General features: G+C 59.6%; 13 protein-coding genes and 3 pseudogenes. 3 read left to right on the forward strand and 13 right to left on the reverse strand.

Features of this window, described 5'->3' with window-relative positions; translation table 11 throughout:
* The 3 genes and pseudogenes from RI841_RS04760 to RI841_RS04770 form a co-directional block, all read right to left on the reverse strand.
* Positions 1 to 415, reverse strand: a pseudogene (locus RI841_RS04760) (malto-oligosyltrehalose trehalohydrolase); the annotation flags it as partial.
* 45 nt (positions 416 to 460) lie between these two features.
* Complete coding sequence (gene glgA, locus RI841_RS04765; RefSeq protein WP_310704437.1) at positions 461 to 2,104, reverse strand: glycogen synthase GlgA; 1,644 nt, start codon at positions 2,102 to 2,104, stop codon at positions 461 to 463.
* Positions 2,105 to 2,559: 455 nt separating this feature from the next.
* Positions 2,560 to 2,922: pseudogene (locus RI841_RS04770) on the reverse strand (IS3 family transposase); the annotation flags it as partial.
* Between the two features lie 237 nt (positions 2,923 to 3,159).
* Between RI841_RS04770 and RI841_RS04775 the strand changes: the two are divergent.
* From RI841_RS04775 to ppsA, 3 genes are all read left to right on the forward strand, one after another.
* On the forward strand, positions 3,160 to 3,537 hold the full coding sequence (locus RI841_RS04775) for a hypothetical protein (RefSeq protein ID WP_310704438.1): 378 nt from the start codon (positions 3,160 to 3,162) through the stop codon (positions 3,535 to 3,537).
* A 507-nt stretch (positions 3,538 to 4,044) separates the two neighbouring features.
* Positions 4,045 to 6,471 (forward strand): glycosyl hydrolase family 65 protein, encoded by a 2,427-nt coding sequence (locus RI841_RS04780; RefSeq protein ID WP_310704439.1) that lies wholly within the window; start codon positions 4,045 to 4,047, stop codon positions 6,469 to 6,471.
* A 55-nt stretch (positions 6,472 to 6,526) separates the two neighbouring features.
* Entirely contained in the window at positions 6,527 to 8,917 is a 2,391-nt protein-coding gene (ppsA, locus tag RI841_RS04785) for a phosphoenolpyruvate synthase (RefSeq protein ID WP_310704440.1), read from the forward strand.
* A 209-nt stretch (positions 8,918 to 9,126) separates the two neighbouring features.
* On the opposite strand, the gene RI841_RS04790 is transcribed toward ppsA, so the two are convergent.
* From RI841_RS04790 to RI841_RS04840, 10 genes and pseudogenes are all read right to left on the reverse strand, one after another.
* Positions 9,127 to 10,065, reverse strand: coding sequence for a 1-phosphofructokinase family hexose kinase (locus RI841_RS04790; RefSeq protein ID WP_310704451.1), 939 nt, complete (start codon positions 10,063 to 10,065; stop codon positions 9,127 to 9,129).
* 71 nt (positions 10,066 to 10,136) lie between these two features.
* Entirely contained in the window at positions 10,137 to 11,153 is a 1,017-nt protein-coding gene (locus RI841_RS04795; RefSeq protein ID WP_310704441.1) for a hypothetical protein, read from the reverse strand.
* A 64-nt stretch (positions 11,154 to 11,217) separates the two neighbouring features.
* Positions 11,218 to 11,427, reverse strand: coding sequence for a hypothetical protein (locus tag RI841_RS04800; RefSeq protein WP_310704442.1), 210 nt, complete (start codon positions 11,425 to 11,427; stop codon positions 11,218 to 11,220).
* 117 nt (positions 11,428 to 11,544) lie between these two features.
* A pseudogene (locus RI841_RS04805) lies at positions 11,545 to 12,197 on the reverse strand (hypothetical protein); the annotation flags it as partial.
* Positions 12,194 to 13,819 carry a trehalose-phosphatase gene (gene otsB / locus RI841_RS04810; RefSeq protein WP_310704444.1) on the reverse strand — a complete coding sequence of 542 codons (1,626 nt, stop codon included), beginning with the start codon at positions 13,817 to 13,819 and terminating at the stop codon, positions 12,194 to 12,196. The gene otsB and the pseudogene RI841_RS04805, both read right to left, overlap by 4 nt.
* 663 nt (positions 13,820 to 14,482) lie before the next feature.
* Positions 14,483 to 15,232, reverse strand: coding sequence for an Asp/Glu racemase (locus tag RI841_RS04820; RefSeq protein ID WP_310704445.1), 750 nt, complete (start codon positions 15,230 to 15,232; stop codon positions 14,483 to 14,485).
* A gap of 29 nt (positions 15,233 to 15,261) precedes the next feature.
* A complete protein-coding gene (locus RI841_RS04825) occupies positions 15,262 to 15,864 on the reverse strand; it encodes a 2-hydroxychromene-2-carboxylate isomerase (protein ID WP_310704446.1) in 603 nt (200 codons plus the stop codon).
* Positions 15,865 to 15,939: 75 nt separating this feature from the next.
* Positions 15,940 to 17,457, reverse strand: coding sequence for a malonyl-CoA synthase (locus RI841_RS04830; protein ID WP_310704448.1), 1,518 nt, complete (start codon positions 17,455 to 17,457; stop codon positions 15,940 to 15,942).
* The gene (locus RI841_RS04835) at positions 17,454 to 18,809 is read right to left on the reverse strand and encodes a malonyl-CoA decarboxylase (RefSeq protein ID WP_310704449.1); all 1,356 of its coding nucleotides are present in this window, start codon (positions 18,807 to 18,809) and stop codon (positions 17,454 to 17,456) included. The genes RI841_RS04830 and RI841_RS04835 overlap by 4 nt, the downstream gene beginning before the upstream one ends.
* 14 nt (positions 18,810 to 18,823) lie before the next feature.
* Positions 18,824 to 19,545, reverse strand: a 722-nt coding sequence (locus RI841_RS04840; protein ID WP_310704450.1) for a TRAP transporter large permease subunit, incomplete at its 5' end; no start/stop codon positions are given.

Raw genomic sequence — 19,545 nt, forward strand, 5'->3', positions numbered from 1 at the left:
CAGCCAGGTAGGGTAGGCGCTGACGCACGCCATCGAAGCCACCGAGGGTGCCGACATGCAGCTCGTAGAGCACGGTCTCGTGCCATGGTCGGCCTCGCCAAGCGTCGTGCTGCCAGGCGTAGCGGCGGGGATCGATCACCATGCTCGGCCCGTCGATATCTCCCGCCTGGGCTCGGGCGGCGGGGTCGGGTACCAACGTGCCCGTGTCATCATCGGCACCGAACACGCGATAGCGGTAGCGAGCACCGTGACCGCACGGCACGTGGGCCTCGCATATGCCTTCCTCGTCGGCCGTCATCGTCACGCCGGGCCCGCCATCGATCTCCACTTCGACCCGTCGCGCGTCCGGCGCCCACAACATGAAGCGTGTCTGCCCTTTATCGATGACCCGAGCGCCAAAGGTGGGTTGAAACATCGCCTGTCTTTACCTCCTGGCAGCCATGCCAGCCCTTCAGTCGCGTCAGGCGACCGCATTCGCTTTCACCTTTTCCTCTTCCAGCAACTTTTGGTACACCCTGCTGTAGGATTCGATCGATTGGTGCCAGTGATAGCGATTCGCCATGGCTGCGCATTGCATGGCGTTGAACAGCTCGGTCGAATGGAAGACAGTGAAGGCGCGCTGAATGGCATGCTTGTAGCTGTCGAATGTCATGTCATCGAACAAGAAACCGGTCACGCCATCTTCGATGGTGTCGGCCAAGCCGCCAGTACGATGGGCGATCGGCAGCGAGCCAAAACGCTGGGCGTACAGCTGGCTCAGCCCGCATGGCTCGAACCTTGAAGGCATCAGGAGGAAGTCGCTGCCGGCGAAGAGACGATGGGCCTGAGACTCGTCGAAGCCAATATGGACGGCGATGGCCCCCGGGTAGCGTGCCGTCAGCCTGCGCAACGCATCCTCGATGTGTCGTTGGCCGCAGCCCATGAAGACGATCTGCCCGCCCGCGTGAACGATGGCCTCGGCCACCTCGATGGTCAGGTCCAGACCCTTCTGATGCACCAGACGTGACACCACGGCGAACAGCGGCCCTTCGCTTGCCATCAGGCCGAAGTGGTACCGCATGTAATCGGCGTTGGTGCGCTTGGCCCTTCTGTCATGGCACGAGAAGGGCTGGACGAGATGGGAGTCGGTGCGCGGATCCCAGGAGTCGTCGATGCCGTTGAGAATGCCGCTCAGCCGGCCCTGCTCGGCCTTGCAGCGCAGCAGGCCGTCGAGGCCACAACCGAACTCGGGCGTGGTGATCTCCCGGGCATAGGTCATGCTGACCGTGGTCACGTGTGAGGCGTATACCACCCCGGCCTTCATGAAGGATATGTCGCCATGGAATTCGACTCCTTCCATATGAAAGGCTTCCTCGGGGATGCCCAGTGCTGCGCGTCGCGACACGTCGAACAGGCCCTGATGGGCCAGATTATGGATAGTGAAGACGCTCTGCACGGGGATTCCCTCCCAGCGCAGGTAGCCTGCGGCCAGGCCGCACGGCCAGTCATTGAGGTGCAGTAGCTGAGGTTGCCACTCAAGGCCGGCCTTTCCGGCGGCGATATCCGCGGCGGCCCGGGATAGCCGGGCGAAGCGTACGTCGTTGTCCCACCAGACGTCGTCCTGACCGTCGCCATAGCCGCTTGACGCGCAACCATAGGGGGTTCCTTCGCGCTCGTAGAGCTCCGGGCAGAGCAGCACATAGAGAATCAGGCCGTCGCTGCAGGTCATCTTGCCGATATCACAGGCCGGCAGGTCGGCAAAAGCCGGCAGGTGGCCGACGAGCTCGATCGGCAAGTCAGAGTGCACCATCTCGCGATAGGCAGGGATCAATACCCGCACGTCATAGTTCGCCGCCAAGGCCCGGGGCAATGCCGATGAAACGTCACCCAAACCTCCAGCCTTGACGAAATCACTGATTTCAGTCGTTACAAAAAGGATGCGCTGCCGGTTATCCCGATTCGAGTCTGCAACGCTTGGCCTGTGCCGATGCCGCTCGCCCGGAATATAAAGGATTTTCTGTTCTGAAGGTGTGGTGTTTCCACTCTGATGTATTTTTACATCAAGTTCGTTTAAATCGTGTTCTGATAAAACGCAAGTGGTATCTCGTGAAGGTACATTTCTCATGGGCGACTCTCCATTAGATATACCTGAATTGGTGATGTCGCCGTAGACACTCTCTCCCCATCTCCACCAACGAGCATTTTTTGAGCACTCGCCCCGCTTATCGAGGGCTGCCCGGCCCCGATATCACCGAAAATTCCCGTGCCGATCGGCCCAGATGGCCCTATTTTGACGGTTTTCTTCTCTGCCAGACACGGCCAGGCTGGCGACCCTCGCGGATAACGCGGTCGGTTCTGCAGGGAGTTCAGCACCGTCATGTGCCCGATGTCCTGACCGAAGTCGAGGATGATCTGGCGTGCCTTGTGGATAACCAGCGCTGAGTGTTGTGGTCAAGTCAGAGCGGATTCATTTTCAAGCCGCAGCTGCCAATTCAGTCTCCCTCGGCATCTGATAGCCCAGGATCGAGTGGAGCTGGGAGTTGTAGTACTTCATTTCAATGTAGTCGATCGCGTCCCGCTGTCGAGCACCGCTGCCAGATAGAGCCCCCCTTCCAGCGTCCAGGTCGCCGTGATATCGGCACCCAGGCCCGATTTGGCGCCGCCACCGTGAAATGGCGGTTCAGTAGGTTGGGCGCCACCGGCAGGATGTGCTCACTGTCGGTTGTATGACGCCAGCGGCGGCGCTGCCGTGCCTCTATGCCGGCTTCCTCCGGGCCTGGTAACGGCCGACATCGTCGCCACGGCGTCGCAGTTCTTGGCCATGCGGCGGCTGCCATAACTGCCGCGCTTCCGGCGATGGATCTCTCTGATCTCACGGAGCAGGGCCTGACGATGGTCATCAGGACCACGCCATCGCCAGGCATGGAAACCGCTCCGGCTGACACGCTTCGCGGCCCAGCGCTGCAATGACTGGCGGTGGGGGGAGCAAAGAAACAGCCATTCAGGAGGTACGGTGCGGTGACGGTAGCGGGTCGGCCAGATGGGGTAAGGTGAGTCGGAGTCACCTATAGTACTCATGAAAGCGGGTAACCAGCTCGATGGGACCCGGTGGAGGGAAGGGATAGCCAGCCATCAGAACCGCATGAGGGCAACATGACAGGTGCACAGGAACCTGAGGTCATGTCCACGAAACAGGTGCGGATAGCAGCGCTGGCAGAGCGCTTCCCGCAGCGTGCCTTCACGTCATTGGCGCACTACATCGACGCTCAGTGGTTGAAGACGTCCACCCTGATGATGCGCCGTGACGGCGCCGTCGGGATCGATGGCCAGACGGCGGACGACTTCGCACGCGACTTTGAGGCCAACATCCAGCGCCTGCTGGAGGCGGCCAAGAGCGGTCGCTACCAAGCGCCGCCGGTGAGGCGTGTCCATATCCCCAAGGGGGATGGGCGCTCCACACGGCCGGGCATCCCCACCTTCGAAGACAAAGTCCTGCAGCGTGCCGTGGTGGCCCTGCTGGAGCCGCTCTACGAGAATGATTTTCTAGAAAGGTCGTAGGGGATTCGGCCAGGCTGCCCGGCGCACCAGGCGATCAAGACGGTGTGGGATGGTTTGTCGTCCATGGGAGGTGGCTGGGTCATCAAGCGCAAGGCAGCGAAGGATAGGTTTCGGTATGGGAACTGGTACGTGACAATCCGTACCCGTATCAAGGCCACCTCATCACCTACGGATTTTTTTGTACCTTCCGAGTTTGATGCCTGGCACGGAGACAGACATATTTTTCCCAGAATTGGGACCGACAGATTCCCCGTGATTTACATTTGAAAATGTCCGGAGACACATTTCATATGTCACCCATATTGACAGGAACTGACAATACCAAGGATGAAGATTAGTTCCGGATCATTAGATGGCGTGAAAGAGGCAGCAGCGACGATATCAGGATCGTTGTGCGAGATAAAAATGGGCAGGATAGCCCCGCCCATTACGCACTGGAGGAAGAAATAGACGATGTAGCACATTTCCTGAGGTAGCTGGCCCAATCACTGCGAAGGGGAGAGAAGAATGAATGAGAAGGGATGGCTGCTTGAGTATGAGGGATACGAACCCGGGCATGAGGGACTGCGTGAGACACTGTGTGCGCTTGGCAATGGTTATATCTGCACGCGCGGCGCAGCGCCCGATGTGCTAGCCGATGAAATTCATTATCCGGGGACTTATCTCGCTGGCGGCTACAACCGGCTTACCACTGAAATTGAAGGCCGAGACGTCGAGAACGAGGATCTGGTCAATATTCCCAACTGGCTTGTCCTGATGATCCGGATTGACAACGGGTCCTGGCTGCATCCGGACCAGGTGGCCTTTCTGGATTATCGACAAGTTCTTGATCTTCAGCGTGGTGTCCTGACCCGCATGCTGCGGTTTCGCGATGACCACAATCGCACCACCAGAGTAGAGGAGCGGCGCTTTGTCAGCATGGCGGATCAGCACCTTTCTGGCCTCGAGCTAACCATTACAGCGGAAGACTGGTCGGGCCGTTTAACGGTTCGTTCCGGTCTGGATGGGACGGTTGCTAACGCAGGGGTGGCCCGTTACCGACGTCTGAAGGGACACCATCTGGAACCCCTGGGGGCAGGGACGCGGGGAGATGAGGTTATCTGGCTGAGGAGCCGAACGGTGCAATCCCGGATTGAGATTGCGCAGGCTGCGCGAACCTGCCTTTATCATAATGACAAAGTTGTTCATCCCGAGCGCAATACCGACGCTCGCAACGCTCTGGTTGCACAGGAGATATCGCTTGATATCGAGCCGGAACACAGAGTCAGAGTGGAGAAGATCGCGGCGTTATTCACCTCGCGGGATAGGGGGATATCCGAGCCGTCACTTGCCGTACAGGATGAAATTGACGAGGCCGGCGATTTCAGTGAGCTGCTTGCGGGCCATGAGCTGGCCTGGAAGCATCTCTGGGAACGGTTCGACCTGGATATCGATAGCGAAGGGGGGAGTGGTCTGTCGATGAAACTACGGTTGCATGTCTTTCATCTGCTGCAGACCGTGACGCGTCATACCACTGATCTCGATGTGGGCGTGCCCCCCCGGGGCTGGAGCGGTGAGGCCTACCGCGCCCATATCATGTGGGATGAATTATTCATATTCCCGCTTCTCGTTGCGCATTCCCCCGCCTGTTGCCGTGCGCTTTTGAAGTATCGCTATCGCAGGTTACCCGCCGCAAGAAGAATGGCCAAGGAAGCCGGGTATCGCGGCGCGATGTTCCCCTGGCAAAGCGGCAGCAATGGACGTGAAGAAAGCCAGGCTCTTCATCTTAATCCGAAATCGGGTCGGTGGATACCGGACAACAGCAACCGTCAGCGGCATGTCAATTCTGCCATCGCCTACAATCTCTGGCACTACTATGAGATGAGCGACGATGGCGAATTCATGGAGGAATATGGCGCCGAAATGTTGATCGAAATCGCCCGCTTCTGGGCCAGTATTGCCTCCTGGAATGCAGATCGCGATCGCTATGACATTTGCCGTGTCATGGGGCCAGACGAGTACCATACCGCCTACCCGGGGGTCGATCCATCCACAGAGGGAGGGCTGGATAATAATGCCTACACTAATGTGATGGCGGCATGGGTGATGAATCGGGCATGCCAGGTGCTGGATATTTTGCCTCCCGACCGTGCAAGCCAGCTTCGTGAAGAAATGCTCATTACTGACGAGGAAATCGAAAGATGGCATGACGTCACACGTAAGCTGTTCGTTCCTTTCAGTAAAGAGGGCATCATCAGCCAGTTCGAAGGCTATGAAAACCTGGAAGAATATGACTGGAAAAGCGCCCGGGAAAAACATGGAAATATTCAAAGGCTAGATCGTATCCTTGAAGCCGAAGGTGACGACACGAATCACTATAAGGCGTCAAAACAAGCCGATGTCCTGATGCTGTTTTATCTGTTTACGGCGGAAGAACTACAACAAATATTTGAACAACTTGGCTATCCCTTCGATCCGCATACGATACCAAGAAATGTTGATTATTACCTTCACAGGACTTCTCATGGTTCGACCCTCAGCTGGGTGGTGCACTCATGGGTGCTGGCGAGAACCGACCGGCAGCATTCATGGGCATTGTTTCAGAGTGCGCTCGACAGCGACATCACCGATATACAGGGGGGGACGACACCTGAAGGCATCCACCTGGGGGCGATGGCCGGTACTGTCGATCTGATTCAGCGCTGCTATCTGGGTATTGAAGCGCATGGCAATACACTCTATTGCAATCCCATATTGCCCGACCAAGTCCGTCGGCTGAGAACACGGTTGTGGTACAGGAATCAGCATCTTGATATCAAGGTGACCAAGGACGTGTTGCGAGTCAGTAGCAAGCAGCTCACGGCACACCCAATCACCATCGCCTATCGGGGCCTTTTTCACACGCTAAGCCCTGGCTCATGTTGCGAATTCCGGCTGATCAAGCGCTGGAAGTAACAATCACGACACGGACAGCGGCTGCCGATAAACGATTGAAGAAGGAGCCAACCTCATGACAGAACAACAGATCCTCGCCTTCTGGTTCGCCGACCTTAGGCGCAGAGATGGCGACAAGGTGGGAGGCAAGAACGCCTCCCTGGGAGAAATGGTCAGCCGGCTGGAGGAGTCGGGAGTTCGGGTGCCCACGGGATTTGCCACCTCGGCAGAAGCCTACTGGCTTTTCATCGATCACAACGGGCTGCGCAACAAGCTGACTGAGGCGATGGCAAACTTGGAGAAAGATCGCAGCAACCTGGAACAAGTGGGCGATTCCGTGCGAAAAATGATCCTGCAGGGAGAGTTTCCCGGCTCTCTGGCCGAGACTATCCGCCAGTTCTATCGTGATCTTTCCGCCCGCCTGGAACGAGAAAATCCCGACGTGGCGGTGAGAAGTTCCGCCACCGCCGAGGATCTACCGGAGGCGAGTTTTGCCGGTCAACTTGAAACCTTTCTCAATGTTCGCGGCGAACAGGCCTTGCTCGATTCGGTAAAATGCTGCTTCGCTTCTCTGTTTACCAACCGCGCCATTGCCTACCGCGAAAACAACGGTTTCGACCATATGCAAGTAGCCCTGTCGGCGGGTGTTCAGCAGATGGTCCGGTCTGACCTGTCTGCTGCGGGCGTCATGTTCTCTATCGACACCGAAACCGGATTTCCGAATATTACCCTGATCACCGGTGCCTGGGGACTGGGAGAAACCGTTGTGCAAGGAGTCGTTGACCCTGACGAATTTCATGTCTTCAAGCCTTTGCTGGCCCATGCCGGCGCGCGTCCTATCATCGAAAGGACGCTGGGCAAGAAGGATAGAAAAATGACCTATGCCACAGGAAAATCTCCGACAAAGCTTGTGACTACCAGCAAGCAGGAACGCACCACCTTTGTTCTGGATGACAATGAAATCCTGCAGCTGGCGCGCTGGTCCAGCGCCATCGAGGAACACTACGGTCAGCCCATGGATATGGAATGGGCGAAGGATGGAGAGACAGAAGAACTGTATATCGTGCAGGCCCGGCCTGAAACGGTACAGTCCCGCAAGGAGCCGGCTACACTCAAATCCTACCGCATGACGGAGGAGGGAACGCGCCTGGTAACCGGCCTGGCCATTGGCGATTCCATCGCGGCGGGCAAGGTCCTGAAGCTCGAAAGCCCCGAGGAGATAGACCGCTTCGAGGAGGGAGCGATCCTGGTCACCGGCATGACGGACCCGGACTGGGTACCCATCATGAAACGCGCCTCCGCCATTGTCACCGATCACGGTGGGCGCACCAGCCATGCGGCCATCGTCAGCCGTGAATTGGGCCTGACGGCGCTGGTAGGTGCGGGCAACGCCACGGAAAAGCTCAAGGACGGGCAGGTGGTCACGGTTTCCTGTGCCGAGGGTGATGAGGGCGTGGTCTACGAGGGCGAACTGGCTTTCGTGGAGCGCGAGATCGATCTCGACGACATACCCGAAACCCGTACCAAGGTTATGGTCAACCTGGCGAACCCTTCCTCCGCCTACCGCTGGTGGCGCCTGCCCACTGATGGGGTGGGACTGGCGCGGATGGAGTTCATTATCGGCAACATGATCAAAATCCATCCCATGGCACTGGTGCGCTATAAGACCCTGGAAGACAAGGAAGCTCGGCATCGAATTGAGGAGTTGACACTGGGTTATAAGGACAAAGCCGAGTATTTTGTCGACACCCTGGCGCAGGGCATGGCCAGGATCGCGGCGGCGCACCACCCCAAACCGGTTATTGTTCGCATGAGCGATTTCAAGACCAACGAGTATGCCGGGCTGATCGGCGGTGCGGCCTTCGAGCCGAAGGAGGAAAATCCGATGCTCGGATGGCGGGGTGCCTCACGCTATTACGACGAAGGTTATCGCGAGGGTTTTGCGCTGGAGTGCCGCGCGGTGCGACGTGCCCGTGAAGCGATCGGGATGGAAAATATCGTCATGATGATTCCGTTTTGTCGCTCCCCCGCCGAGGCGGACAAGGTGCTCGCCGTTCTGGCCGAGGAAGGCCTTGTCAGGGGAAAGTATGGTCTCGCCGTTTATGTCATGGCTGAACTACCGGCAAACGTGCTTCTCGCCGGAGCATTCGCCGAGCGCTTCGACGGCTTTTCCATCGGCTCCAACGACCTCACTCAACTAATACTGGGCATCGACCGTGACAGCGACCGGCTGAAGACGCTGTTCGACGAACAGAACGAGGCCGTGAAGATTGCCATTGCCGATCTTCTGGAAAAGGCGCAGCGGTCCGGGACGCCAGTCGGGTTCTGCGGCCAGGCCCCCAGCGATCATCCAGCATTCGCCAGTTTTCTGGTGCAACACGGAATCGACTCGATTTCGGTGACGCCCGACAGCTTCCTGGCGGTGAAGCAGAAGATTGCAGAGGCAGAACAACAGGTCTTGAGTTGACTCCCTCGTCATGACATACGAAGCAGTGTCGCAGAGTGATTTACAGGAGCTATGCACAGCTCGGCATAGAGTTCGGCACAGGATTTGGCGTGACCGGGCCGTGGAAAACTGCCACCGGTAGCACCAGTCTGGCACTGGACAGCAACTCCCTGATTATCTGTACAACGTGTCGCTCCGGTTATTGAGCTCGGTCGCTGAGTGGGGATCGACTATTTCCAGCCTACCTGTTGATAGATAGTCTCAACCAGCTCCATATCGTCGAGATAATTGCCGGGCATTTGCACCTTGGCCGCGGCTGCGGCCACTCCATATCGATACGCTTCTGCCAGTGATTTGCCTTGGTACAACTGATAGACGAGCACCGAAACAAAGCTGTCCCCAGCCCCCACATGACTTACCACCTTCGTCGCGGGTGGGCGGACATGGAGGCTGTCGCCATCGCGGCTTGCCAGCAGGGCACCCTCCGCATCCAGAGTGACAATCAGTGCCTCGGCCATTCCATTCGCCACCATTTCAGCCATGGCTGCGAGCATGCTCTGGTAGTCATCGAGGCGACCGGAATAACCACTGTCGACAAATTCACCACGATTGAGTTTGGCCAGGTAAACGCCGGTTTTCAGTGGGGAAGCCAACGCCCTGCCGGAAGTGTCCAGTATCGTCCTGATACCTTTTTCCTTCGCGTCCACGGCGATACGTCCATAAAAATCATCGGGTACCCCCTCCGGCAAGCTGCCGCTTAAAACCAGATACTCAGGTCTAGGATCAAGGCTGTTGACGTATGCTAGACAGTTCTGCCATTCGGGCTCTCTCAGTTGCTGTCCCGGGAATACCAGGTGATACGTCTTGCCGGTGGATGTCTCCGTAACAGCGATGTTCTGACAGGTATCATCTTCAATCTCGAACCTGTGAAAGGGGATCTTGTCGCATTCCAACATGTCTTGCAGTTGCTTGCCGTTGGCCCCGCCGGCCGTGAAGACCGTCAATACACCCACTCCCAACCCATGGAGGTTGCGGGCCACGTTGATACCACCGCCACCGGGCTCCCGACTTGAGATCCGGCACCGGCTCTTGCCGTCGTCAATCAGGCGCTCAGTTCGACAAAATAGATCAACCGCAGGCTTTATGCACAGAGAAACGATGGCAGTGATATCGCGTCCTCCTCAATCATTGATATTTAAATTGACAAATAAAGGGCTCGCAAGAAGGTTGCTCGGAAAAATCAATTCCGGGTAAAGCTTTCCGTAAACGCATAACGATATGCATCATGGGTAATCAGGTCTTGCAGAAGCTTCAAGACTAATGCTGTTCCCGATTCGAGGGCGCTGTTGTGTTGGCCCAACTGTTCCCTTAGTACTGTTTCAGTAGTGTGACAAATCAGGGGTGGCGGATGAACAGGATGGTTAGATATAAATAGCTGATAGCGCACTTCGTGTAATTCCTGGAGGCAGTCCGCTGCCTCAGGGATATTGCCCAATACCAGGCGAGTGCGGTCCCGGATGAGGTCCAGTGAGTTGAATTTCCTGCAATCGAGCAGCAATTCTATCTGATACATCACCAGCAGGACCGTCCTCGCACTGTACTCGTGGCGCTGCTCCGCCACCTTAAGAAGAGTGAATAATACTTTGTTGATATTCTTTATTGCGGTATCGGTTTTACTGACTTCGCTGGTTTCCAGCCAGGACCAGACATTTCCGAAAGAGTGTTTTTCTAATTTTGGCCATTTATTCTCGACAGAAGCCCTGCGCGCGCCATGGAATGTCCTGGCGTCAAAGTGTTGCGCCTCATAGCGGTGGGCGCCTTCACCGGAAAAGCGAGCTTTCAGGATCTGTATGGAACCCGGGCAGGCGATATGGCAGGCCATAATCAACTGCTGAATAAAAGCTGTTGCCACCTGATAGCTTTCTTCTTCTGACAATTCCCGGTTATCGCTATCGATGGTTATGATCAGCTCCCCGTCAATGGTGATATCGGCATTATCGACATAGGCCTGATGGTGAAGTGTAAAGGACCCCGACTGTGCCCTGGCGCCCTTCAGTGTTTGCAACAGCGGACTGGCATTCAGTGTAACCAGGTAGGGTATAGCCTCGCTTTTCATGCCGCCACGGGCGACGAAGGGCTTTTCCGTGAAGTAGCCCTCAATATCTTGCCACAGGGCAATAACCTCCCTGGTTTCATTTTCATTTCCGGGAGGTACGGCATTACCAATATGCAGCCGTATAGTGGTGGATGACGTCATTGCATACTCCTTTTCTTGAACCATTCAGATGAGTGGCAAAAAGGTTATCTCTTGTTGCCCCTGGTCATGATATTCCTTTCCCGGCCCCCGAGACTTTCCCCTTGATCCGTGCAAAACTTCCGGTGTGACCCATATCGAGTTTTCGGCATCGGACATTACGAACGCCTCCCCCCTCGGCGCTGGAGACGATGCGAGTAGACTTACCGCCCACCTGAGCCAAGGCGCTGCGGTCGATCTCCTCGAAGGGCATGATCTGGCTGCTTTCAATCGTCATGGTGTTATCCACTACTGTCGACGGCGCGGGTGGAGCGGATGTCGTCAATGGCGGCCCGGGGGCACCGATGATATCGGACGACTCAATGGGATCTTCGGCCACTCCTGGTACTCCCTGATAGCGCGAGGCCTGTGCCTCCTGCCTGAAGGTGTCGTTAATCTCTTCAACCGAGGTCTGGCGCTCGGTAACCAACGTGATATCGGAAATGGAGCCGGTGGCGATGGGTACCCAAATGGCGGCGCCATTGAAGTGACCCTTGTGTTCGGGCAGTACGTCCGCGGTGGCGGCGGGGCCACCGTGGTGGTGGGTATCATGTTGAGGCCGGCGGTGCGGCACCGCGCCATCTTCTTGCTGGGCGTGTCGACGATGCCCTGGCTGGCGGTATAGGCATGGACAGTGGTGAGCATTGCCTTTTTCACGCCGATATGACGGTGCAGGATTTCCACCACGGGGGCAATGCAGTTGGTGGTGAAACTGGCAGTTGAGAAGCAGGCCGTCGTCTCATTATCGAGTTCGTTGACGCCGTAAACTACTGATGGAATATTGCTGCCCTTGCCCGGGGCGGACACTATTACCCGCTTGGCGCCTGCCCTGTCATGCTTCCCCAGGCCCTCTAGGGTGGTAAAGGCGCCGGTACATTCAAGAACAAGGTCGATATCCAGCTCCTGCCAGGGGAGGGTTTCAGGGTCCTCTCTATAAGGTATATAGCGGTTTGCGCATCCCTCTTGGACAGCGTCGAAACTGGAATAATCGACTTTCCAGTCGCTCATGGTAGCGCTCCTCTCGAGTTGCAAAGGCGGTTCAGAAAGCGCCCCACTTCCAGATGGTCTTCAAGACAATAGTGAGCCTCGGTGGCCTGAGGTATATCGGCCACCAGCACCCCAAGCCCCTCCTTTTCACGCAAAACTCTGAATGCGTCTTCGTCCGTTTCGTCGTCTCCAAAGTAAAGTGGTAGAATATCTTTATCACTTGGCTCCACTTTCTCCGTCCGTCCAAGCGCATCCAGTAGCCAACATAAGGCCTTGCCCTTGTCCCAAGGTAGAGTCGGTCTCAACTCGAAGACCTTCTTGCCGCCGGTAAGACGCAACATTGACGCCGACCCTTCGACGATATGATCGACAGCTTCCTCTATGACCGTCAGGTGATCTGCTGCCACGAGCCGGTAGTGCACGGCAATGGCATAGCGCTTACGCTCGACGATAACACCCTCGATATCACTCAGTTTTTTCTTCAATTCAGCTTCGGCACGATCAAGAGTAGGTAAGAACTCTTCCGCTCGGTCCTGCTGCATATAGAGCCCACCGGGGCCAGTGATGTCGAAACCGTGACTTCCGGCATAAACGAGGTTGTCGAGTGCCACCAGCCGCTCGACATTGGCACGGTCACGCCCGCTAATAATCACCACAGTAAAGTGCTCGGCCGCATTGCGTAATGTTTCTCGCATATCATCGCTGAGTACGGCAAGCTCAGGCCGATCGACAATCGGCGTCAGCGTGCCGTCGTAATCGAGAAAAATGACCAAATGCTTGTCTGCCAGGTATTGAGCGATCTCCGCATAACAGGCCAGCGCATTCGGCAACGTCGATTTTCCTGATACTATAGCCGGTATCAGCTCAGAAAGGTCACCAACCACGATATCAGCGCCGTGTTTGAGCAAGTCATCACGCTGATCAGCACGGTCTACCCCCACCACCAGAGCGAAACCAGCGGAGCGAGCCGCTTCGACACCGGATAAAGCGTCCTCTACCGCAAAAGCACAGCTCGGCGTTACCTTCAACAACCTTGCTGCCTGAAAAAAGATATCTGGATTCGGTTTACCCTTGAGTTCACCACGTTCAATGTCGTTCCCATCGACATGAGCGTCAAACAGATGGCCCAAGCCGGCAGTTTCAAGCACAGCGGCAGCGTTCTTGCTCGACGAAACCAATGCTGTTTTCAGTCCCGCGTCCCGCAAATGCTGGATAAAAGATACTGACGAATCGAAGACTTCAACACCGTCTTTTGCCAGACGCTCTCCAAACAGTCGATTCTTCAGATTCCCCAGCCCGCAGATCGTCTCCTTCCCCGGGGGGTCGTCAGGCGTGCCGTACGCCAGGGTGATGGAGCGTGACGCCAGAAAACACTGCACCCCTTGGTAGCGAGGTTTACCGTCAACATAACGGGGGTAATCCACACCGGCATCAAAGGGCTTGATACGCTCGCCCGTCGTTGCCGCGCGACTACGCAGATAATCGTCAAAAAGCTGTTTCCACGCAGCACTGTGAACCTTGGCGGTGTGCGTCACTACACCGTCGAGATCGAATACACCCGCACTGAAAGAAGTGAGATTGACACTATGCCTGGCGTTGTCGGCTTTTTTAATCATGGCGAGCCCCGGCTTACCTGGCAGCAAGATGGCTTACCTTGATCATCCTAGACGAAAAATGCTTGATGAGAAGCGATTTGACTTTGTACCCGGCCGTAATCTGCTAGCGTTGGCGCTCCGGCTGGACCTCTTGAGGTGCTGCATGAGGCGCGCTTGCCGGTGGCAGTGCTGAAGTAGTCCCCCGAAATTCGGACCAGGCGCTACGCTCTGATCATGAGAAAGAACGACGGCAATACACCGGTGACCCCGCCTCATTCACTGGGCTGAGGTTGAAGAGAAGAGGGTTAGCAGTTTCTCTTTTAGAATCAAGAGGTTCCTGCCAGAACGCGATGCAGGAGGACCGTTTGCCATGGGTGAAAATCTATCCACCTGTATGCTCTCTTGCAACGGTTCCATCCGCGTTGAGCTGCGCCCCACCCAGCTGATGCTCAGCCGGTCGAGGGCGGAGAGCAGCGCCTCCAGGAAGAGGTAGCGGTCGCGAGCGGTCACCCGGGCGGTAGTCCTGGGCCATCAGGTCTGGGTGCGCGGGTAGTCGGCGTCGTTCATGCCCAGCAGGCAGACGTGGCGGAAGGGGACGGCCGCCACGTCAGCGCCGAGGGGCTCAGGGCCATCGGCCGCATGGCCGGCAACGACTACGCCCGCTGCACCGATCTCTTCGCCCTGGAACGGCCTGGCTGAGGTCGGGACCGTTCAGCCCTTCAGCAGGCTGCCGGCGCCGGGTACCACCGGCGCCAGGCCGAGCTCCCTGAGCATGCGGTAGGTGGTGCAGGTGGCGGCCGAGACCACCGGCAGGCCGATGGCGTCCTCGACGCGCTGGATCGCCGCCAGGGAGGGCATCTGCACGCAGGCCGAGAGCACCACGGCATCGACGCCGTCGAGGTCGAGCCCTTTGGCGATATCGACCAGCGCCAGCGGGTCCCGGGCGGCGACCTCGAGGTTGTCGGGGATCTCCAGGGAGATGCTGTGCTGGACCGCAATACCCTCGGCCTCGAGGTAGCCGACCACCATGTCGGTCAATGGGCGCATGTAGGGTGTGATGATCGATACCCGCCCCGCTCCCAGAGCCTCCAGCCCCTCGACCAGCGCACCGGCGCTACTGACCACCGGCGTGGGGTGGCCGTTGTCCACCGTGACCTGGTGCAGGCGCTGCCCCGATTGGCGATGGTAACCGTTTCCCTGGCTCATGATGGCCACCAGGCAGGCGTAACCCATCACATCGACATGGGCATCGGAGAGCTCCAGGGCGCAGCGGTCGGACTCCCGGTCCATGGCGGCGAGCTCTTCCCGGGTGACGTTCTTCATGCGCATGCGGCTGGAGTGGAAGGTGAACCGCTCCAGCGCGACGGCCTCGCGGGCCCTGAGCATGGCCGGGATCTCGGTTTCCATGGTGACGTTGGAACTCGGCACGATCTGGCCGATGCGGTAGGCGTGTCGGGTCATGGTAGATCTCTTGTCGTGGAAGGGACGGTTCAGCGCTCGCCGGCCAGGGTCTTTTCCAACAGATCGAGACGGTCCTGGCCCCAGAAGGGCTCGCCGGCGACGTCGTACCAGGGCGAGCCGAAGCAACCCGCCGCCAGGGCCTGCTCGCAGGCCGCATCGAGATGCTGCTGGCCGGCGTCCGTCTCCGAGGCTTCGAGCAGCGCCGTGCCATCAAGGCCCTCGGCGTCGGCGATCCGGCGCAGGGTGCCGAGATCGGCGATGTCGCGCTCCTCGGCCCAGGTGGCGCGCAGCATGGCCAGGCTCAGCGTGGCGATGTCGTGTCCCCGGGCCTTGGCGGTCAGCGCCAGGCGGGCCGCTGGGCGGTCATCGGTGGGGAAGTGCCGCGGCTCCACGTTGAGGGGAAGGCCGAGCAGCCGCGGCCAGCGCTTGAGCTCGGACATGCGATAGGCCTGGCGCTCCGGGGCGCGCTTTGCCAGCGGCAGCCCGCCGGTCTTGGGGAAGATGGCACTCAGGGTGATCGGCACGTAGTCGATGGTGGCGCCGTGGCGGGCGGCGATCTCGCCGAGTCGGGCATGGCCCAGGTAGGTCCAGGGCGATACCGGGGTGAAGAAGTAGCGGATGTGCTGGGACAAGATGGCGCCTCCGGTGAGGTCGTTGCCTCTCCGGCTGGCGGAGAGGCGGTGAGTGGTCCTGCGCTGCCCACTCGCTCAGCGGTAGGTGTCCTGGTACTGCTCGCGAAGCTGGTTCTTCTGCACCTTGCCCATGGTGTTGCGCGGCAGGCTGTCGGCGAAGAAGACCCGCTTGGGCTGCTTGTACTTGGCCAGCTGGCCCTGCAGGTGGTCGAGCACCCGCGCCTCGTCCAGGCTCGCCCCCGGCTCGGGCACCACCACGGCAGCCACCCCTTCGCCCAGGTCGGGGTGAGGCAGGCCGATCACCGCGGACTCGTGCACGCCCTCGAGCTCGTCGATCACCTGCTCGACTTCCTTGGGGTAGACGTTGTAGCCGCCGGAGATCACCAGGTCCTTGTCGCGGCCGACGATATGCACATAGCCGCGCTCATCGACCATCGCCAGGTCGCCGGTGATGAAGAAGCCGTCCTCGAGCAGTTCCTCGCGGGTCTTCTCGGGCATCCGCCAGTAGCCGACGAAGACGTTGGGCCCGCGGACCTCCAGTATGCCGATCTCGCCCTTCGGCACCGGCTCGTGGGTCTCGCGGTCAGTGATGCGGTACTCCACACCCGGCAGCGGCATGCCCACGGTGCCGGCACGGCGTTCGCCGTCGTAGGGGTTGGAGAGGTTCATGTTGGTCTCGGTCATGCCGTAGCGCTCGAGGATGGCATGGCCGGTCTTCTGCTCGAACGCCTGGTGGGTCTCGGCGGTCAGCGGCGCCGAGCCGGAGACGAACAGGCGCATGTTGGCGGTGGCTTCCGGGGTGAGACGCTCGTCGGCCACCAAGCGGGTATAGAAGGTCGGCACGCCCATCAGCACCGTGCCACGGGCCATCTCCTCGAAGATCACGTCGATGTCGAACTTCGGCAGGAAGAGCATGCTTGAGCCGGCCATCAGGGTGACGTTGCAGGCCACGAAGAGGCCGTGGGTGTGGAAGATCGGCAGGGCATGAATCAGCCGGTCCCTTTCGCTGAAGTGCCAGGTCTCGACCAGACTGGCGGCGTTGGAGGCCAGGTTGCGGTGGGTGAGCATGGCACCCTTGGAGCGCCCGGTGGTGCCCGAGGTGTAGAGGATCGCTGCCAGGTCGTTGTCGTCGCGCTCGACGATCTCGTCGCGGGGCGTGGCCTTGTCGGCTGCCTCCATCAGGCTGCCATCGGCCGCCGTGCCCAGGGTGGCCACCTGTGGGCAACCCGTGTCGTCGGCGATGCTGCGCGCATTCTCGTCATCCCCCGGCCGGCAGACAAACAGTGCCGGCTCGGCATCGGCGAGGAAGTAGTGGATCTCCTCTCCGGTGTAGCCGGTGTTGAGCGGCAGGTAGACTCCACCCACGCGCAGGGTGGCCAGGTAGAGCAGGATCGCCTCGGGGCTCTTGTCGACCTGCACCGCCACCCGGTCACCCGGTGTCACGCCCAGCTCGACCAGGGCGCCGGCCAGGCGCGTGGTGGTGGCCAGGGCCTCGACGTAGCGGTAGCCCCGGCCTTGGCGGGTGGTGATGAAGTCGGCATCGCCGCGCTCGCGCATGCGCCGGGCGAAGCTGGCGAAAAGGTTCTGGTTCATTTGCTTGTCTCTCCCTTGGTCAGCTTCCTGGCCTTGCGGGCGAGGTCCTTGACCTCGCTCGAGCGGGCCACGGTGGCATTGGCCGTGTAGTTCTCGTGGTTGCGCTCGATGTCGTCGAGCACATAGAGGTAGTTGACCATCAGGCCGGCGGCCTGCCTGAGGCCCTTGGTCGATACGTCGCCCAGCCAGTTGATGCGGTGCAGCTCTGCGCCATTGCCCAGGTGGAAGCGGGCCACGGGGTTGAGCGGCAGCCCTCGGGCGTTCTTCTCGTCGACCAGATAGCGGGCGGCCAGCGGCTTGACCACCGCCTTGAGGTGCTCGGCCCGCTCGGAATCGCTGTGCCAGTCGGGGTCGTCCAGCTCGGCGAGGCTCTCGCGCACTGCCTCGGGCAGGGTTTCGTCGTCGCGCCGTTCGGCCAGCCACTGGGCGAAGCCGGGTACCGGCGAGAGGGTGACGAAGTGCTTGAGCTGGGGCAGCTCCTGCTTGAGCTCCTGGACCACCTGCTTGATCAGGAAGTTGCCGAAGGAGATGCCGCGCAGGCCGGTCTGGCAGTTGCTGATGCCGAAGAAGGCGGCGGTGTCGGCGATCTCGGGATCATCGATGCCGGCGTCCTCGCCGGCCAGTATCGGCTGGATGCGTGCCGGCAATCCCTTGTGCAGGGCCACCTCCACGAAGATCAGCGGGTCGTCGCCGATCGCCGGGTGGAAGAAGGCGAAGCAGCGCCGATCCCGGGCGTCCAGCCGGCGGCGCAGGTCGTCCCAGTCGCGGATCTCGTGCACCGCCTCGTAGCGGATGATCTTCTCCAGGATCGAGGCCGGGGTGTTCCAGTCGATGCGCTTGAGCATCAGGAACCCCCGGTTGAACCAGGAGCCGAACAGGTGGGCGAAGTCGGCGTCGATGGCCGAGAGCTCGGGGTGCTCGCGCAACAGGCCGAGCAGGTCTGCACGCATGCGCACCAGCTCGACGGTACCGCCACTGGTCAGGTTGAGGCGGCGGATCAGCTCCTGGCGGCGCGGCTCGCAGGCCTCGAACAGCGCCTCCAGGGTGGCGTTGTCGCGCTGTTCGGCATAGCGCGCATAGGCTGCGTCGATCTGTGCCGGCTCGGCGGCGAAGTCGCTGGCCAACCGCGCGAAGAAGCGCTGCCGCTCCTCCGGCACGAGGCGCTGGTACATGCCCAGGGCGCGGCTGGCCAGGGCGATGCTGGAGGCCTCACCGTCGCTCTCCAGCAGGCGGTGACAGGCCTCCACCAGGCGGCGGTGGTCCGGCGGCGTTCCGTCTCCCTGGCGGCGGCGCAGCAAGGCGTCGCGCTGGGTGATCGACTGGAACATCTCCTGGAGGAAGGTCATGTTCATGATGTCGAACTCCTTCAGCTCATGATGAGGTCGGGTAGCCACAGGGCGATACCCGGGAACAAGCACAGCAGGACGATGCCGAGTACCATGCACAACGCATAGGGCAGGCTGCCGAACAGGATGTCCTTGAGGGCGATGTCCGGGGCGATCCCCTTGATGATGAACAGGTTCAGGCCCACCGGCGGGGTGATCAGGCCGATCTCCAGGTTGATGGTCAGCACCACCGCGAACCAGTAGGGGTCGAAGTTGGCCGCCAGGATGATCGGCAACAGGATCGGCGCAGTCATCACGATCACTGCCACCGGCGGGAGGAAGAAGCCGGCGACCAGAAGGAAGACGTTGATCACCCCCATCAGCACCCAGCGATTGACCTCGAGGTCGGCGATGGCGCCGGCCACGGTCTGGGTGATGAACAGCGAGGAGAGCGCGTAGGCGAAGATCTCCGCGCAGGCGATGATCAGCATGATCATCACGCTCTCGCGCAGGGCGTCACGGAAGACCACCTTGAGCGGCTTCACCTGCCACATGCGGTAGACGATGATGGCCAACGCCAGGCACAGGAAGGCGCCGGCGCCCGCCGCCTCGGAGGGCGTGGCGACCCCGCCGTAGAGCGCGAAAAGGATGCCGGTGACCACCACCAGGAAGGGCAGCACGCGCACCAGGGCCTTCATGTTGCCCTCGACGTTCTCCTTGAGCTGGTTCGCCGCCGCAGCCACCGGGTTCGGCGTGTCGTAGC

The organism is Halomonas sp. (genome assembly GCF_031581305.1).
Lineage (GTDB): Bacteria > Pseudomonadota > Gammaproteobacteria > Pseudomonadales > Halomonadaceae > Halomonas.

Coding starts and splice junctions, on each gene's coding strand:
- RI841_RS04780 (WP_310704439.1), top strand. CDS start 4,045: ATGAATGAGAAGGGATGGCTGCTTGAGTATGAGGGATACGAACCCGGG.
- RI841_RS04795 (WP_310704441.1), bottom strand. CDS start 11,153: ATGACGTCATCCACCACTATACGGCTGCATATTGGTAATGCCGTACCT.
- RI841_RS04830 (WP_310704448.1), bottom strand. CDS start 17,457: ATGAACCAGAACCTTTTCGCCAGCTTCGCCCGGCGCATGCGCGAGCGC.
- RI841_RS04820 (WP_310704445.1), bottom strand. CDS start 15,232: ATGACCCGACACGCCTACCGCATCGGCCAGATCGTGCCGAGTTCCAAC.
- RI841_RS04835 (WP_310704449.1), bottom strand. CDS start 18,809: ATGAACATGACCTTCCTCCAGGAGATGTTCCAGTCGATCACCCAGCGC.
- ppsA (WP_310704440.1), top strand. CDS start 6,527: ATGACAGAACAACAGATCCTCGCCTTCTGGTTCGCCGACCTTAGGCGC.
- RI841_RS04775 (WP_310704438.1), top strand. CDS start 3,160: ATGTCCACGAAACAGGTGCGGATAGCAGCGCTGGCAGAGCGCTTCCCG.
- RI841_RS04800 (WP_310704442.1), bottom strand. CDS start 11,427: ATGACGATTGAAAGCAGCCAGATCATGCCCTTCGAGGAGATCGACCGC.
- glgA (WP_310704437.1), bottom strand. CDS start 2,104: ATGAGAAATGTACCTTCACGAGATACCACTTGCGTTTTATCAGAACAC.